This is a genomic window from Cellulomonas sp. ICMP 17802 (assembly GCF_041295535.1).
GTDB lineage: Bacteria > Actinomycetota > Actinomycetes > Actinomycetales > Cellulomonadaceae > Cellulomonas.
Genome location: NZ_JBGFQZ010000001.1, coordinates 175,701 through 191,727, shown reverse-complemented (window position 1 = coordinate 191,727; position 16,027 = coordinate 175,701). Strand labels below are relative to the sequence as shown.

General features: G+C 70.6%; 18 protein-coding genes and 2 tRNA genes. 4 read left to right on the top strand and 16 right to left on the bottom strand.

Features of this window, described 5'->3' with window-relative positions:
• The 3 genes from AB5970_RS01020 to AB5970_RS01010 all read right to left on the bottom strand — a co-directional run bounded on the left by AB5970_RS01020 (position 1) and on the right by AB5970_RS01010 (position 1,812).
• The gene (locus AB5970_RS01020) at positions 1-159 is read right to left on the bottom strand and encodes a hypothetical protein (RefSeq protein ID WP_370502036.1); all 159 of its coding nucleotides are present in this window, start codon (positions 157-159) and stop codon (positions 1-3) included.
• 31 nt (positions 160-190) lie between these two features.
• A complete protein-coding gene (locus AB5970_RS01015; RefSeq protein ID WP_370502035.1) occupies positions 191-919 on the bottom strand; it encodes a class E sortase in 729 nt (242 codons plus the stop codon).
• Positions 920-981: 62 nt separating this feature from the next.
• Positions 982-1,812 carry a DUF881 domain-containing protein gene (locus AB5970_RS01010; RefSeq protein WP_370502034.1) on the bottom strand — a complete coding sequence of 277 codons (831 nt, stop codon included), beginning with the start codon at positions 1,810-1,812 and terminating at the stop codon, positions 982-984.
• A gap of 177 nt (positions 1,813-1,989) precedes the next feature.
• Here AB5970_RS01010 and AB5970_RS01005 point away from each other — a divergent pair, with 177 nt between their 5' ends.
• Positions 1,990-2,238 (top strand): cell division protein CrgA, encoded by a 249-nt coding sequence (locus AB5970_RS01005; RefSeq protein WP_370502033.1) that lies wholly within the window; start codon positions 1,990-1,992, stop codon positions 2,236-2,238.
• Positions 2,239-2,746: 508 nt separating this feature from the next.
• Here AB5970_RS01005 and AB5970_RS01000 read toward each other — a convergent pair.
• Together AB5970_RS01000 and AB5970_RS00995 are read right to left on the bottom strand one after the other, a co-directional pair.
• Positions 2,747-3,541 (bottom strand): rhomboid family intramembrane serine protease, encoded by a 795-nt coding sequence (locus AB5970_RS01000; protein WP_370502032.1) that lies wholly within the window; start codon positions 3,539-3,541, stop codon positions 2,747-2,749.
• Between the two features lie 73 nt (positions 3,542-3,614).
• Positions 3,615-4,154 carry a peptidylprolyl isomerase gene (locus tag AB5970_RS00995; RefSeq protein ID WP_370502031.1) on the bottom strand — a complete coding sequence of 180 codons (540 nt, stop codon included), beginning with the start codon at positions 4,152-4,154 and terminating at the stop codon, positions 3,615-3,617.
• A gap of 151 nt (positions 4,155-4,305) precedes the next feature.
• Between AB5970_RS00995 and AB5970_RS00990 the strand changes: the two genes are divergently transcribed.
• A complete protein-coding gene (locus AB5970_RS00990) occupies positions 4,306-5,223 on the top strand; it encodes a hypothetical protein (protein ID WP_370502030.1) in 918 nt (305 codons plus the stop codon).
• Between the two features lie 93 nt (positions 5,224-5,316).
• Here AB5970_RS00990 and hisF read toward each other — a convergent pair whose 3' ends face one another.
• Genes hisF through AB5970_RS00965 form a run of 5 tightly spaced genes read right to left on the bottom strand, consistent with a single transcriptional unit; the run spans position 5,317 to position 9,353 of the window.
• A complete protein-coding gene (gene hisF, locus AB5970_RS00985) occupies positions 5,317-6,114 on the bottom strand; it encodes an imidazole glycerol phosphate synthase subunit HisF (protein ID WP_370502029.1) in 798 nt (265 codons plus the stop codon).
• On the bottom strand, positions 6,104-6,739 hold the full coding sequence (gene hisH, locus AB5970_RS00980) for an imidazole glycerol phosphate synthase subunit HisH (RefSeq protein WP_370502028.1): 636 nt from the start codon (positions 6,737-6,739) through the stop codon (positions 6,104-6,106). Before hisH ends, hisF begins: the two co-directional genes overlap by 11 nt.
• Before the next feature lie 42 nt (positions 6,740-6,781).
• Entirely contained in the window at positions 6,782-7,600 is an 819-nt protein-coding gene (locus AB5970_RS00975; RefSeq protein ID WP_370502027.1) for an ABC transporter permease, read from the bottom strand.
• Positions 7,597-8,430: an ABC transporter permease gene (locus AB5970_RS00970; protein ID WP_370502026.1), complete on the bottom strand. Its 834-nt coding sequence runs from the start codon at positions 8,428-8,430 to the stop codon at positions 7,597-7,599. The genes AB5970_RS00975 and AB5970_RS00970 overlap by 4 nt, the downstream gene beginning before the upstream one ends.
• Positions 8,427-9,353, bottom strand: coding sequence for an ABC transporter ATP-binding protein (locus AB5970_RS00965; protein ID WP_370502025.1), 927 nt, complete (start codon positions 9,351-9,353; stop codon positions 8,427-8,429). The genes AB5970_RS00970 and AB5970_RS00965 overlap by 4 nt, the downstream gene beginning before the upstream one ends.
• Positions 9,354-9,437: 84 nt before the next feature.
• Here AB5970_RS00965 and AB5970_RS00960 point away from each other — a divergent pair, with 84 nt between their 5' ends.
• Complete coding sequence (locus tag AB5970_RS00960; RefSeq protein WP_370502024.1) at positions 9,438-10,097, top strand: GNAT family N-acetyltransferase; 660 nt, start codon at positions 9,438-9,440, stop codon at positions 10,095-10,097.
• Here AB5970_RS00960 and AB5970_RS00955 read toward each other — a convergent pair.
• Positions 10,094-10,717 carry a GyrI-like domain-containing protein gene (locus tag AB5970_RS00955; RefSeq protein WP_370502023.1) on the bottom strand — a complete coding sequence of 208 codons (624 nt, stop codon included), beginning with the start codon at positions 10,715-10,717 and terminating at the stop codon, positions 10,094-10,096. The genes AB5970_RS00960 and AB5970_RS00955 overlap by 4 nt on opposite strands.
• A gap of 197 nt (positions 10,718-10,914) precedes the next feature.
• Here AB5970_RS00955 and AB5970_RS00950 point away from each other — a divergent pair, with 197 nt between their 5' ends.
• Positions 10,915-11,928, top strand: coding sequence for a TolB family protein (locus tag AB5970_RS00950; protein ID WP_370502022.1), 1,014 nt, complete (start codon positions 10,915-10,917; stop codon positions 11,926-11,928).
• Positions 11,929-11,991: 63 nt separating this feature from the next.
• Here the strand turns inward: AB5970_RS00950 and AB5970_RS00945 are convergent.
• From AB5970_RS00945 to gyrA, 5 genes are all read right to left on the bottom strand, one after another.
• A tRNA-Ala gene (locus AB5970_RS00945) sits at positions 11,992-12,064 on the bottom strand.
• Between the two features lie 19 nt (positions 12,065-12,083).
• Positions 12,084-12,203, bottom strand: a complete 120-nt coding sequence (locus tag AB5970_RS00940) for a DLW-39 family protein (RefSeq protein WP_370502021.1) — start codon at positions 12,201-12,203, stop codon at positions 12,084-12,086.
• A 22-nt stretch (positions 12,204-12,225) separates the two neighbouring features.
• Positions 12,226-12,299 (bottom strand) — tRNA-Ile (locus tag AB5970_RS00935).
• An 84-nt stretch (positions 12,300-12,383) separates the two neighbouring features.
• Positions 12,384-13,391 (bottom strand): DUF3566 domain-containing protein, encoded by a 1,008-nt coding sequence (locus AB5970_RS00930; RefSeq protein ID WP_370502020.1) that lies wholly within the window; start codon positions 13,389-13,391, stop codon positions 12,384-12,386.
• On the bottom strand, positions 13,388-15,982 hold the full coding sequence (gene gyrA / locus AB5970_RS00925; RefSeq protein ID WP_370502019.1) for a DNA gyrase subunit A: 2,595 nt from the start codon (positions 15,980-15,982) through the stop codon (positions 13,388-13,390). Before gyrA ends, AB5970_RS00930 begins: the two co-directional genes overlap by 4 nt.
• Between the last annotated feature and the right edge of the window lie 45 nt (positions 15,983-16,027).

The following is a 16,027-nucleotide window of genomic DNA, read 5'->3' as shown; positions in this document are numbered from 1 at the left end:
TCACTCACCCACCGTCGTCTGGTTGAAGGGCATGTACGGCGAGACCACCGGGAACACCCACGCGAAGCAGGCCGCCAGCACCGCGAGCGCTGCGACCGTGAGGATCAGGACGCGCACGGCGGCGGGTCCGGGCGTGTGCCGCCACAGCCATCCGTACATCAGCGTCCTCCGTCTCGTTCGAGGGTGCCCATCATGCGCCTCCGACCAGCTCGGCCGGAATGCCGTCCGCCACCGGTGCCCAGTAGTCGAGCACCCCGTGGACGATGTACCGCTCGCGCGCCGAGAACATCGGGTGGCAGGTGGTCAGGGTGATCATCCGCTCCGTCGGGACCGCGCCGGGCTGGTTGGGCACCGGCGCGATGACGCCGACGTTCGACGGCCTGACGATCTCCGTCGAGGTCACGCGGTAGACGTACCAGATGTTGTCCGTGGTCCGGATGACCAGCGGGTCGCCCACCTGCAGCTCCGCGATCCGGTTGAACGGCTTGGCGAACGTGGTGCGGTGGCCGGCCACCGCGAAGTTGCCCACCCCGCCCGGCATCGCCGTGCCCTCGTAGTGCCCGATGCCCAGCACGTCGAGCACGGTCGCGCGGTCCGTCCCCTGGCTGATCGGCCGCTCGGGCTCGCCGGCCCACCGCGGCACCTGGATCGTCGCGAACGTGGTCGCGTGCGGCGGCTCGGCCATCACGGGCGGTTCGTCGCGGCGCGGGGGTGCGATGACCGGACCCGCGGGGGCGTCGGCGCCGGCGGTCGCGGTCGCGGTCGGCACCGGCTCGAAGGGGAGCTCCCGCACGATCTCGGCCTGGGCCCGGTTGCCGATGACGTCCGTCCACCAGAGCTGCCAGACGAGGAACGCGAACAGCAGCACCCCGAGGGTGATGAGGAGCTCGCCGACCACGCCGATGACGCCGTACGTCACGTGACGGACCCGGCCCGTGGAGGTCCGGGCGGCCGGCGCCGGCCCGGTGGTGGTGTCGCCGCTCAGCGGGTGCTCCCTGTGCTCTCGGTGGTGTCCGGTGCGCTGGTGCGGGCCTCGTCCTCGGCCGCCTCCAGCCCGGGCAGGATCTCGACGCCGTCGGGCACCGAGGCGGACGACAGCTCGGTGGTGCCGGAGTACGCCGGCAGCTCGAGCGGCTCCTGCGCGTCGGTGACGGACCAGCCGAGACCGACGTCGGCCGCGTCCCGCAGGTACGACTGCACCGCCGGAGACGCCGACAAGGCCTTGCGGAGGTCCGCGGGGTTCCCGATGGCCCGGACCACGTACGGCGGCGAGTACAGCCGACCGTGCAGCCGCAGGACGTTGCCCACGCAGCGGACCGCACTGGTCGAGATCACCCGCTGGTCCATCAGCTCCATCGCCTCGGCGCCGCCGGCCCACAGGGCGTTCATCACGGCCTGGAGGTCCTGCTGGTGCACCACGAGCACGTCGGGGCTCACGTCCTCGCGGCGCGGGGAGTCCGCCGGGGCGTCGTCGAGCTGGACCGTCAGGCCCGGGCCGTCCACCGGCACGAGCCCGCCCTCGACCAGGTAGCCCTCGCTGGGCGACCCGACGACGGTGCCGGCCGCGGCGTTCTCGTCGGCCGTGAGCGCGTCGACCTCGGCGCGCAGCGCGTCGACCTCAGAGGACAGGTGCGTGACGCGTGTGGTCTCCACCTGCGCCAGCTCCCGCAGGTCCTGCGGGTGCCGCTCGCCGGACGCGCGGGCGAACTTGGCGTTGGCCGCGAACAGGGCACCGGACAGCGCGAGCACCAGGGCCACCGACAGCGTGCCGCGCGCGACGACGCGACGCGCGCGGTGCGGGTGGTCGGTCACGGACGGCTCCTCGGGTGCGTCGGCCCGGTACGGGCGGGCACTACGCTAGGTCACGATGCGATGAGTCCGTGACGGAGCGGGCCCGACGCACCATGATCGACCGCCCACGACCACGACGTCATCGCGTGGTCTCCCGCGGCCCCCGCGCCGCACAGCCGCAGGACAGGAGCACCGGACGTGCCTGAGTCGAAGTCGCGCAAGAAGGCGACGTACACGCCGCCGCCCGCCAAGTCGACGGGCCCCAAGGTCAACGCGCCCTGGTTCCTGCCCGTGATGCTCGGCCTCATGATCCTCGGGCTCGTCTGGATCGTGGTCACCTACCTCACGCAGTCCCAGTACCCGATCCCCGGCATCGAGCAGTGGAACCTGCTCATCGGGTTCGTGCTGATCATCGCCGGCTTCGGCATGACGACCCGCTGGCGCTGACCAGCCCCCTGCCGTGACCCAGGCGCCGTCCGCTCGTGCGGGCGGCGCCTTCGTCGTCCCCGGCCCGGCGTTCGTCAACCGCAGCCCCGCGTCCCCTCCGCCGGCGTCGACTAGGCCAGCGTCGATGCCGCCTTCGTCAGCTGCAGCCGAGCGTCGACGCCGCCTTCGTCAGCTGCAGCCGAGCGTCGGCGCCGCCTTCATCGCCTCCTGCCCCGAACGTGGTCGCCCAAATAGATGGATGCATGGATGAATGCGTGGGCCGCAGCGTTGCCGCCGGTCCGTCGCACATTGATCGACGCATCCACCGCGGTCGTCCCCACCCTCACCCCCACCGCGGGACGCGCACGGCCGTCCACAGGCACCCCCGCTGACCTGCGAGAACGCCGCCGTTGTCCCCAGCGGTGCACAAGTCTGTGGATAACTACACGGGTGTAGTTCCACAGGTGTGAGTAACCATGGGGACAGCCGACGAGCGGCCGAGACGTGCTGTGGGAGCCCCGCTGCGGGCTCAGGAGAAGGCGCCCACCGAGGCGTACGCGGCGAGCGTGGCTCCGAGCAGCACGGCGCCGAGCAGCACGGGCGCGAGCACCGCCACGAGCCGCCGTCGGGGAGGGGGCGCGTAGGCATAGGCGGCCGCGAGCAGGCCGCCGGTGAGGAGCCCGCCGACGTGCGCCTGCCAGGCGATGTTCGCCATGACGAAGCCGAGCGCCAGGTTGATGCCGATGAGCACGAGGATGCCGCGCACGTCGCCGCCGAGCCGCTTGCTCACCACGAGCATCGCGCCGAACAGCCCGAACACGGCCCCCGACGCCCCGACGCTCGCCGCGGACCAGCTGTGGGTGGCGCTGGCCAGCAGCACGGAGCCCACCGAGCCGCCGACGGCGGACATCAGGTAGAGCGTGATGTACCGCGCGCGGCCGAGGACGTTCTCGAGCGTGGGCCCGACGAACCACAGGGCGACCATGTTGAAGACGATGTGCAGGTACTGCCCGGGCGAGTGCAGGAACGCGGCGGTGAGGAAGCGGTACGGCTGGTAGAACCCCGAGACGGGCGAGAAGAGCCACCGCGAGGTCCACGACGGCACCACCAGCTGCAGGACGAAGCTGACGACGCACAGCCCGATGAGCGTGAGGGTGACCACCGGCCGGCCGTCGTGGCGCACACCGCCGAGGGCGGTCCGGGTGGTCGGCACGGCGCGCGCGGCCTCGGCGACGCAGTCGACGCAGTGGATGCCGACGGCCGCCTGCCGCTGGCACTCCGGGCAGGTGGGCCGGCCGCACCGCTGGCACCGCACGTACGACACCCGGTCGGGGTGCCGAGGGCAGACCGGCGGCGCGACCGGCGCGCCCGGCTGGGAGGTCTCGCTGATGGTGGTCTCAGTCCTCGATGGTGACCGAGCTGATGACGATGTCCTCGACGGGGCGGTCGCCGGGGCGGACCCGGGTGGACTCGATCGCGTCGACCACGGCACGGCTCTCGTCGTCGGCGACCTTGCCGAAGATCGTGTGCTTGCCGTTGAGCCACTCGGTGGGGGCCACCGAGATGAAGAACTGCGAGCCGTTGGTGCCGCCCACCTTGCCGGTGGTCGGGTCGAGGCGCTTGCCGGCGTTGGCCATGGCGAGCAGGTAGGGCTCGTTGAACGAGAGCTCGGGGTGGATCTCGTCGTCGAACGTGTAGCCCGGGCCGCCGCGGCCGGTGCCCAGCGGGTCGCCGCCCTGGATCATGAACCCGGAGATCACGCGGTGGAAGACCACGCCGTCGTACAGCGGGTCGGTGCGCTCCTCGCCCGTCGTCGGGTCCGTCCACGGGGTCGTTCCCGTGGCCAGTCCGACGAAGTTCTGCACCGTGCGCGGCGCGTGGTTGGGGTAGAGCTCGATCCGGATGTCTCCGGCGGTCGTGTGCAGGGTCGCAAACATGCGAGAAGTCTCGCACGCGACCCTGGGGGACACCCGTGATCGGGCGGTTCCGCAGGCCACAGGCTCTCTGTCGGGCAAAGACCATCCTGCGCGGCCGCTCGCGCGGTGGCAGAGTGGGAGGCCAGTGCAGCCGACGAGCCGGGAGCCGAGAATGCCGTACACCAAGAGCCGCCCGAAGATCGACGTCGATACCGAGAAGCTGAAGGACCAGGCGGCCGACCTGGGCGCGACCCTCGCCGACGCCGCCCGCAGCGCGAAGGAGACCGCGGGGACCGCCGCGTCGAAGGCGGGCGACGCCGCGGCGCAGGCCAAGGACTGGACGACCCCGAAGGTCGAGGCGGCCATCGACTGGCTGCTGCCGCGCGTGGAGCACCTGTACAAGGAGAGCGTGAAGGCGGCCGCTCCCAAGGTCGAGACGGCGGCGGACAAGGTCTCGCCGGCCATCGACACCGCGCACGACAAGATCGTCGACGAGTACCTGCCCAAGCTGGTCGCCGCGCTGAACGAGGCCGCCGTCCGGGCCGGCGCCGCGGCCGAGAAGGCCGCCGACGTCGCCGCCGACAAGGGCAAGGGCAAGGCCGCGTCCCTCGCCGCCGCCGCGGGGGCCGCGTCGGGGAAGAAGAGCCACACGGGCGCCAAGGTCTTCTGGCTGCTCGCGACGCTCATCGGGATCGGGGCCGCCGTGGCCGCGTGGACCCGCTCGCGCTCGAGCGTCGACCCGTGGGCGGAGCCGTGGGAGCCGACGGACGCCGGCACCACGCACGCGCGGGTGGCCGACGCCGCGGACGCGGTCGGTGAGGCGGCCGGCAGCGCCGTCGCCAAGGGCCGCGACGCCACGCGCAAGGCGGCGGAGAAGGTCTCGGCGGCGACCGAGTCGCTGACCGAGAAGGTCTCCGAGGCGAAGGACGAGCTCAGCGGGAAGGTGGCCGACGCCACCGAGGCGGCCAAGGACAAGGTCGCCGAGGCGACCGAGGCCGCGAAGAAGGCGACCACGCGCCGCACCACCAAGCCGGCCGGCAGCCCCGACCCGGTGGCCGACGCCGGCGAGGGCGACACGCCCTCCATCTAGTCCTGCACGCACGAGACCCCCGGACCCGCACGGTCCGGGGGTCTCGTGCTGCGTGCGGGAACCGATCGGACGGGTCTGCTCGGGCGAGGCCGCTCAGTCCGCGCTGTGCACGGGCCGGACCCGCTCGCCCAGCTCGACCAGCTGCGCCTTCATCTCCTCGACCGACAGCGTGTGCTCCACCCGCGGGGAGTAGAGCATCGAGCTCACGATGGCGCCCGTGGCCCCGATGGCGAACGCGTCGCTCACGTGGCTGACCAGCCCGGCCCCGCCGGATGCGATCACCGGCAACGAGACGGCCTCGGTGATCATGCCCGTGATGTCGAGGTCGTACCCGGCACCCGTGCCGTCCCGGTCGATGCTGTTCACCACGATCTCGCCGGCGCCCAGGTCCTGCCCGCGCTTGGCCCACTCGACCGCGTCCATGCCGGTGTAGGTCCGGGCGCCGTCGATCGCGATCTCGTACCCGCTGGGGATGCTCGGGGTCACGTCGACGCGCTTGACCTGCATGCTCAGCACGATGCACTGGCGGCCGAACTCGACCGACCCCTGCGTGATGATCTCGGGCTTGCGCACGGCCATCGAGTCGATGCTGATCTTCTCGGCGCCCGCGCGCAGCACCGCGTGCATGTCCTCGAGGTGCCGGATGCCGCCGCCGACCGTCAGCGGGACGAACGTGCGGTGGGCCGCCTTCCGCACCATCTCGAGGTCGATCTGGCGCTTCTGGGCGCTGGCCATGATGTCGTAGATGACGATCTCGTCGACGTCCTCGTGGTACAGCCGGTCGGCCAGCTCGGCCGGGTCCCCCACGTCGATGTTGTCCTGGAACTGCTGAGCCTTGGTGACGCGGCCGTCTTTGACGTCGAAGCAGGCGATGAGCCGGTTAGCGAGCATCGAGATCCTTCAGTTCGGTGACGTCGAGGTCGCAGAACGCCTTGAGCACCTGGAGGCCGGCGCGCGCGCTCTTCTCGGTGTGGAACTGCGTCGCCATGATGTTCTTGGAGGCCACCGCGGCGGCGAACTCCGTGCCGTAGGTGGTGGCGCCGACGAGCACGGAATCGTCCGTGGGCCGGGCGTAGAAAGAATTCACGAAATAGTAGAAGCCACCCGGCGTGAACGACCGGGAAAAGGGGTGGTCGCCCCGCACCTCGACATTGTTCCAGCCCATGTGCGGCACCCGGACCTCGGCGCGGTCGAACTCGTGGACGCTGCCCGGGAGCCACCCGAGGCACTCGACGTCGCCCTCCTCGGAGTGCTCGAAGAGCACCTGCAGGCCGACGCACACACCGAGAAATCCCTGACCATCGCCAAGGATCTTCTCGGACAGGTGGTCGATCCAGCCCTCCTGGCGCAGCGACTCCATGGTCACGCCGGCGGCGCCCACCCCGGGCAGGATGTACTTGTCGACCTCGTCGCACTCGCCGGGCTTGGCCACGAGCGCGTGCGGGACACCGAGGTGCTCGAGCGCATAAGAAATGCTCTGCGAATTACCTGTGCGGTAGTCGATGATCCCGATCACTCGCCCAATCCTACACGGGACGGTTGTCTCGAATGTCGGACGTCAGTCGAGGAACAGGGCCCGCAGCCGCACCGTGGTGAACGACAGGCCGAGCCCGATCATCGCGACGAAGTACGCGACGTGGACCACCATCGACCCGTCCAGCACGCCGAGCGTCAGGCCGCGAACCAGCTCCACCGCGTGCCACAGGGGCAGCGCCTTGATCACGCCCTGCAGCCACCCCGGGTACACCGTGATCGGGTAGAAGGTGGCGGAGAACAGGAACATCGGGAGCATCACGAAGTTGATCCAGTCCATCTGCTGGAAGGTCTTCATGTAGCTGGTCACCGCCATGCCGACGCTGGCGAACCCGAAGGCGACCAGCAGCACCGCGGGGATGGCCAGGGCGGCCGACCACGCCAGGTTGAGGCCCATGACCTGCATGACGGTGAGGAACCCGATCGCGTACACCCCGCCGCGCAGGAGCGCGTAGGTGATCTCCCCGAACGCCACGTCGAGCGGGCCCAGCGACGTCGCGAGCATCGCGTCGTAGAGCTTGCCGAAGTGCATCTTGAAGAACACGTTCCAGGTGGAGTCGTAGACCGCGCCGTTCATGGCCGAGACCGCGAGGAGCGCCGGCGCGATGAACGCCGCGTACGAGACGGACCCGCCGCCGGGCAGCTCGACGTCGCCGATGTACGAGCCGAGCCCGACCCCCATGGCGAACAGGAAGAACACCGGCTCGAAGAAGCCGGAGAGCACGACGACCCCGCTGGAGCTCTTGGTGGCCTTGAGCCCGCGGGCGACGACCGACCGGGCGTTGCGCGCGTAGAGGGCGCTGACGGCGGTGCTGCGCGAGGGAGCGGTGGCGGTGGTGGTCATCCGCGCAGCCTCCTGACGAACACGCGCCGGGCCAGCACCCAGCCGACGGCGGCGAGCACCACGAGCACCACGTAGTGCCACCCGACAGGCCACGCCCCCGGCGGCGACCCGTAGGACAGCGACCGGCCGATCTCGCTCGCGTGCCACAGCGGGGAGATCCAGCCGACCCACTGCAGCCACACGGGGAGCGTGGCCAGCGGGTAGAACGTGCCGGAGAACAGGAACAGCGGCGTGAAGACGAAGCGCTGCACCAGCGCGAACTGCCCCTTGTCCTCCGTGAGCGACGCGGAGAACGCCATGAGCGGCAGGCCGAACGCGAGGCCGGCGAGCACACCCACCAGGGGCATCAGGGCGCCCGTCACCGGGTCCCCGACCGCCCCGAAGGCGACGATGAGCAGGTAGTACACCGTCGTCGTGAAGAGCATGCGCAGGATCACCGAGAGCACGAGCCCGGCGGCGATCTGCGGCGGAGCGATCGGGGAGGCGTTCATGCCCCAGAAGATCCGACGCCACTTGAACCCGGCCATGATCACGAACGTGAACTCGTCCATGGCGACCGTCACCCCGGCGGTGGCCAGCAGCGCGGGCGCGACGAACCACACGTAGCTGACCGGCCCGTCGGCCCCCGACGCCACCGACTGGTCGAGGAACGTGGCCAGGCCCAGCCCGATGCCGAGCAGGTAGAGCAGCGGGTTGCCCACCGAGCCCACCACGATGGTCCAGCCGTACGCCTTCATGCCGCGCAGCTGGTGCTCCGCGACGTACCAGGCGCCGAACCGACGCGGGCGGACCGCGGCCGCGACCGCCGCCTCGGGCAGGGTGGTCGTCATTCGATCAGGCTCCGCCCCGTGAGCCGCAGGAACACGTCCTCGAGGCTGGACCGTCGCACCAGCGACGTGGTCGGGTGCAGACCCAGGTCGGTGACGCGCTCGAGCACCGCCTCGCCGTCGTCGGCGTAGAGCAGCACCCGGTCCGGCAGCACCTCGATCCGCTCGACCAGCCCGGCCATCCGCTGGGCGGCGTCGGCGTTGCGGTCGGAGCCGAACCGCAGCTCGACCACCTCGCGCGTCGAGTACTGCCTGATCAGGGACGACGGGCTGCCCTCGGCCATGATCTGGCCCTTGTCGACGACCACCAGGCGGTCGCACAGCTGCTCGGCCTCGTCCATGTAGTGCGTGGTGAGCACCAGCGTGGTGCCGCGCTCCTTGAGCCGGAACAGCCGGTCCCACAGCACGTGGCGGGCCTGCGGGTCGAGGCCGGTGGTCGGCTCGTCGAGCATGAGGATGCGCGGCTCGTTGATGAGCGCGCGGGCGATGGTGAGGCGCCGCTTCATGCCGCCCGACAGGTCGTCGACCTTGGCGTTGCGCTTCTCCTCGAGCTGCGCGAAGCCCAGCAGCTCGTCCGCCCGGGCCGCGCACACCGACCGCGGGATGCCGAAGTAGCGCCCGTACACGATGAGGTTGTCGCGCACGCGCAGCTCGGTGTCGAGGTTGTCCTCCTGCGGCACCACCCCGAGCAGCGAGCGGATCTCCGGCCCGTGGGTGTCCGGGTCCAGGCCGAGCACCCGCAGGTCGCCGGCCGTGCGCGACGACACGGCACCGACCATCCGCATCGTCGTCGACTTGCCCGCGCCGTTGGGTCCCAGCAGCCCGAACGACTCGCCCGGCGGCACCTCGAAGTCGATGCCGTCGACGGCGGTGAAGTCGCCGAAGCGCTTGGTGAGGCCGTGCGCGGCGATGACGGGAGCGGTCACAGCGGACCAACCTAGACGACCGCGCCGACACGCGTGCAGGGCATTGTTGTTGACCGGGGCGATCTGCGACGGCAGCCTGCAGCGATGACCGACCTCGCCGACCTCTGGCCCCTGGCTGCCCTGCGCGTGACCTGCGGAGACCTCGAGCTCCGCTACCTCGACGAGAGCACGCTGACCGCGCTGGCCCAGCTGGCCGCCGAGGGCATCCACGACCCGGACTTCATGCCCTTCACCGGCACCTGGTCGCGCGGCACGCCCACGGAGGTGGCCCGCAGCGTCCTCACGTTCCAGTGGGGCAAGCGCGCCGCGACCACCCCCGACGACTGGCACCTCGACCTCGCGCTCGTGCGCGGCGGCGAGGTGCTCGGCGTGCAGGGCATGATGGCGAAGGCGTACCCGGTGACGCGCACGGCGGAGACCGGCTCGTGGCTCGGTCGTCGGCACCAGGGTCAGGGCCTGGGTACCCGGATGCGGTTGATGATCCTGCACCTCCTGTTCGAGGGGCTGGGTGCGCACGAGGCCACCACGCAGGCGTTCGCCGACAACGCGGCGTCGAACGGTGTCACGCGCCGGCTCGGGTACGCCGAGAACGGCGTCGACATCGACCCGCGCGAGGGCAAGGCCGTGCTCTCCAACCGCTACGTGCTGAGCCTGGCGGCGTGGCAGTCGCGCCCGGAGGCCCACCGCCTGGACGTCACCCTCGACGGAGTCGGGCCGGCGCGGGAGTTTCTCGGCATCGTCTAGCGCGGGTCCGCGACGACCGGCTGCCGCAGGATGGTCCGGAGCCGCTCGGGCGCCACCCTGCGGGCGTCGCTCAGGTAGATCTCGTGGTGCTTGCCCGTCATGCGCAGGCCATGGCTCGGGATGACGTCGTGATGCATCTGCGTGAGCACGCCGGCCTCCTGGTCGAACGGTCCCACGTGGAGCGTCTGCACGCAGCGCCCCTCCGACAGGACCTCGAACCGGACGTCGTCGAGACGATCCGGCCGCTTCTTCTCGCGGACCTGGGCGATCGCCGCGTCCACCGTCGACCGGTCGACCCAGTCGGGGACCAGGATCATCAGCGTCCAGTCCCAGCGGGTCTTGTCCGGCGCCGCCGTGAACGCCGCCATGTCGTCGGCCCACCACAGACCCTCGAGAGGGGGGACGACGTAGTCGCGCCCGAGGGCACGCCGGTTCGCGAACTTGACCGCGTACGCCACCGGGTAGAGCGCCTCCATGGCGTTAGTGAACGCGGCGGAGTTGGGGTCGCCGTGCCCGTCGACCATCAGGTACTGCAGGTCCGGCACGTCCAGGACCCGGAACTCACCCTGCCGGGCGCGGTACGCGTCGAGGCTCGTCTTGACGTCGGTCGGCTTCGTCATCGCGCACCCACCTTGACACCGCAGGACGGCCCGGAGAAGGCTCCGAGCACCTCTTTCTCTCGCGAGATGCAGCGGGGCCTACGCGAGACGGGTGCTTGGGGACCCCGGTCCGTTCAGCCTCGGTGCCATCACCGACACCCGACCCATGGCGATCGGTCACCTCCTCAGGATGCCCTGCACGTGAGAGGACCGAACACATGGATGCGCGCCTTCGCCGGCCGGCCCTGGCCGGCCTCGTCGCCCTCGTCGCGGGAGGGGCTCTCGGGGTCTCGACGCCAGCCGCCGCCACCCCGCCCCACCACCACGACCCGGACGGTCTCATCGTCTTCTCCGCGGCGACCGCGGCGGGTGACCGGCAGCTCTTCACGCTCCGCCCCGACGGCACCGACCTGACCCAGATCACGCACGGCGCCGGCGATCCGACCAACGCGGACTGGTCCGCCGACGGGCGACACCTCGTGTTCAGCCTCGACGACGGGACGTCCACCAGGACGGCGATCGTCCGTCCCGACGGCTCCGACCTGCGGGTCCTCCCGCAGCCGCCCGGTGTCACCGACAACCAGCCGTCGTTCTCTCCGGACGGTCGCCGCATCTACTTCGAGCGCGAGGACCTCACCACCCACGACGACGCCATCTGGAGCATGAAGGCCGACGGCACCGACCAGCGCCGGGTCGTCGGGCCGTTCCCCGACGGCTTCGTCACCGATCCGAACATCTCACCGGACGGCCGGACCCTGATCTTCCAGGGCTGGGACGGCACCGTCCTCGGCCCACCGCCCAACCTCGAGCCCGCCCGCGGTCTGTTCATGTACGACCTGCGCAGCGGACGCACGACGCAGATCCGGCCGTTCACCGCCGACGAGACCATCAAGGCCAGCTGGGCACCCGACGGACGCAGGATCGCAGTCACCGAGAACGCCAACCACTACGTGGCCGACGACTCCGCGAACATCGTGACGGTCCGCCCGGACGGGTCGGGAGTACGGCAGGTCACGGCGTTCCACGACCCTGAGGTCAACGCCTTCCTCGGCTCGTACTCGCCGGACGGTCGGTGGCTGGTCTTCCGCATGGAGGACCACGGGCTGTTCGGCCTCTACCGGGTCCGCCCGGACGGCAGCCACACCGAGGTCATCCTGCCGCTGTCGACGTTCCGGCCCGCCCTGATCGACTGGGGGGTGGACGCCGGTCGGGACGGCCACGGAGACCACTAGCCGCAGGAACGGCGAAGGCCGCTGTCCTGGTCGGTCGGACCAGGGCAGCGGCCTGTCTGGCTGTGGAGCCAAGGGGACTCGAACCCCTAACCCCCTGCTTGCAAAGCAGGTGCGCTACCAATTGCGCCATGGCCCCGTCGGCAAGGCCATGGGCCTCACTCGAAGGTGTCGGTGACCTCTGCCCACAGGTCTCGCTCGTCGCGATCCTGCGCGTACTTCTGCCACACGACGAATCCGACGGCGGCAACGGCCACCAGGAGCAGGAGCTTCTTCATCGGTTCCCCCACGGGTCGGGAGTGGGCCTAACAGGACTTGAACCTGTGACCTCTTCCTTATCAGGGAAGCGCTCTAACCGTCTGAGCTATAGGCCCGTGCACTGCATGCGCCGCAGTGGCGCCGGACGAGACTACCCCAGGGCAGGGGTGCCGCCCAAACCCGCTAGCGGTGGGGGTTCGTCACTCGTCCGTCATGGTCACGTGCACGCCACCGACCAGCGCCGCGACGATGTTGTAGAGGAACGCACCGATGGTCGCCAGCGCGGTGATCAGGAAGACGTCGATGACCGCGATGAGGGTCGCGCCGGAGATGATCCGGGAGAACTCCACGTACTGCAGGATGTCGATCCCGCTCTCCGTCCCGGTGATCTGCGTGACCAGGTTGTCGGCCTTGGTGAAGACCTGCAGCCCGTTCAGCGTGAACCAGATGACGGCGGCGGCGACGACGATCATGATGCCGATCGCGACCGACAGCAGGAACGACAGCTTCATGACAGACCACGGGTCGACGCGCGAGATCGCGAGCCGCACCCGGCGCGGGGCGCCGTGCTGGCCGACCGTCGGGATGCGTCCCGTGCTGGGGCGCGCACCGGTCAGGTTCTCCGTCGAGGTGGTGGCCCGAGGTGTGCTCGGGGTGGCCGCCTGGACGGGTGCCGGGGTGGTCGTCATGGTCGGTTCCTTGGGACGGGGTCGAGTTGCCGCAGTGAACGCGGCGGACGTGGCGACGCCGGCCTTCTTGAGCCAGACCGTGGCGGTGTCCACCGCCACCATCATCGGGGACGGCGGGTCGTGCTCGTCGCCCACCGGGCCGCTGGTGCTGTCACGATCCTGTGGAGATATCGCGGTGGTCGCCGCGGCGGGGGCCGGCGCGACCTTCTCGACCGGCTCCCGCTCGACCGTGGCCGTGCGCTCCGCGGTCGCCCGCGGGGCCGGGTCGGGCCGGGTCGACGTGCGGGTCGGCGCGACCGTCGGAGGCATCGTGCTGGAGGGCACGGTGAACGCGGCGGTGCCGTTGCTGCCGTTCAGGCCGGGCACGTGCGTCGCGGCGTCGTCGGCGGCCGGCTCGCTCCACGCCGTGGTCGATCCCGCGCGCGGGGCGCGCGGCGCGGACGTCGTCTGACGGCCGGCTGTCGTCGGCGTCGTCGGGCGCTTGCGCGGCGGGATCGAGGGGGGCGTGGAATCGGTCATGCGTCCTCCGCTGACGGGTCGGTCACAGGCTGCTCGGGGGCCGTCTCGGCGTCCGGTCCGTCGGAAACCTGGCCATTCTCAGCGCCCACGGTACCTGCCTCGTCCGCCAGGTGTCGCTCGGTGTTGCGCGCGACGGCGATGATCCGGTCTCCGTTGTCGGGCTTGGCGAAGATGACGCCCTGCGTGGTGCGACCGGTCGCATTGACCTCTGACGTGGCCGAACGCACGATCTTGCCGCGCTCCATGATGACCAGGACCTCGTCGTCAGGGTCGACCACGAGGGCGCCCACGAGGTCGCCGTTCGCCTCGGGGAGGTTGGCCACCTTGATGCCCAGGCCGCCACGGCCCTGCTGCCGGTAGTTCTCGACCGTGAGCGCGGTGCGCTTGGCGATGCCGCCCTCGGTCACGGTGAACAGGAACGCGTCCTCGCGCACGACGTCCATGGCCAGCAGCTCGTCGTCGTCGCGGAACTTCATGCCCGTGACCCCGGACGTCGCGCGGCCCATGGGACGCAGCGAGTCGTCGGAGGCGGTGAACCGCACCGACTGCCCCTTGCGGGACACCAGGATGAGGTCCTGGTCGGAGTCCACCAGGCGGGCCGAGACCAGCTCGTCCGGCAGACCCTCGTCGTCCTCGCGCAGGTTGATCGCGATGACGCCGCCGGAGCGGTTGGAGTCGTAGTCCGCCAGCCGCGTCTTCTTCACCAGGCCGCGCTGCGTCGCCAGCACCAGGTACTCGGCCTTGGTGTAGTCGCGGATGTCGAGCACCTGCGCGATCTTCTCGCCGGGCTGGAACGCCAGCAGGTTGGCGACGTGCTGGCCCTTCGCGTCGCGGCCGCCCTCGGGCAGCTCGTACGCCTTGGCGCGGTAGACGCGGCCCAGGTTGGTGAAGAACAGCAGCCAGTGGTGCGTCGTCGTCACGAAGAAGTGGTCGACCAGGTCGTCCTCGCGCAGCTGCGCGCCCCGCACACCCTTGCCACCGCGGCGCTGGGCCCGGTAGTTGTCCGAGCGCGTGCGCTTGGCGTACCCGCCGCGGGTGATGGTCACGACCATCTCCTCCTCGGCGATGAGGTCCTCCACGCTGACCTCGCCGTCGAACGGCAGGATCGTCGTGCGGCGCTCGTCGCCGTACTTCGCGACGAGTTCGCCCAGCTCCTCGGAGACGATGTCGCGCTGGCGCGCCTCGGACTCCAGGATCGCGCGGTACTCGAGGATCTCGGCCTCGAGCTTGGCGTAGCGCTCGAGGATCTCCTGGCGCTGCAGCGCGGCCAGCCGGCGCAGCTGCAGGTTGAGGATCGCGTTGGCCTGGAGCTCGTCGATGTCGAGCAGCGCCATCAGGCCGGTGCGGGCGTCGTCCGCGTCGGGGGAGCGGCGGATGAGCGCGATGACCTCGTCCAGCGCGTCGAGCGCCTTGAGGTAGCCGCGGTAGATGTGGATGTCCGCCTCGGCTTCGCGCAGCTTGAACGCGGTGCGGCGGACGACGACCTCGAGCTGGTGGGTGACCCAGTGGCGCACGAAGGCGTCGATGCTCAGCGTGCGCGGCACGTCGTCGACCAGCGCGAGCATGTTGGCGCCGAACGTGTCCTGCAGCTGCGTGTGCTTGTAGAGGTTGTTGAGCACCACCTTGGCGACGGCGTCGCGCTTGAGCACGATCACCAGGCGCTGGCCGGCGCGACCGCTCGTCTCGTCGCGGATGTCCGCGATGCCGGTGACCTTGTTGTCCTTGACCAGGTCGGCGATCTTCTTGGCCAGGGTGTCCGGGTTCACCTGGTACGGCAGCTCGGTGACCACCAGGCAGATGCGGCCCTGGATCTCCTCGACCTGGACGATCGCGCGCATCGTGATCGAGCCGCGGCCCGTCCGGTACGCCTCCTCGATGCCCTTGTGGCCCAGGATCGTCGCGCCCGTGGGGAAGTCCGGGCCCTTGATCCGCTGCAGCAGCGCCGCGAGGAGCTCCTCGCGGGACGCGTCCGGGTGGTCGAGGTGCCACTGGACGCCCTCGGCCACCTCGCGCAGGTTGTGCGGCGGGATGTTGGTCGCCATGCCCACGGCGATGCCCGCCGAGCCGTTGACCAGCAGGTTCGGGAACCGCGACGGCAGGACCGTGGGCTCCTGCGTGCGGCCGTCGTAGTTGTCCTGGAAGTCGACGGTGTCCTTGTCGATGTCCCGGACCATCTCCATGGACAGCGGGGCCATCTTGCACTCGGTGTACCGCGGGGCGGCCGCCGGGTCGTCGCCCGGGGAGCCGAAGTTGCCCTGGCCGGCCACCAGCGGGTACCGCAGCGACCAGTCCTGGACCAGGCGGACCAGGGCGTCGTAGATCGCCGTGTCACCGTGCGGGTGGTACTTGCCCATGACGTCGCCGACGACGCGGGAGCACTTGGAGAACTGCCGGTCCGGGCGGTAGCCGCCGTCGTACATCGCGTAGAGCACGCGGCGGTGCACCGGCTTGAGGCCGTCACGGACGTCCGGCAGGGCGCGGCCGACGATGACGGACATGGCGTAGTCCAGGTACGACCGCTGCATCTCCAGCTGCAGGTCGACCTGGTCGATACGGCCGTGCTCGATCTCGTTGCCGGTGGTCTCGCTCAACGTGGTTCCTTACGTCAGGTGCGTGCGTGCGGCCCGTGCGGTCCC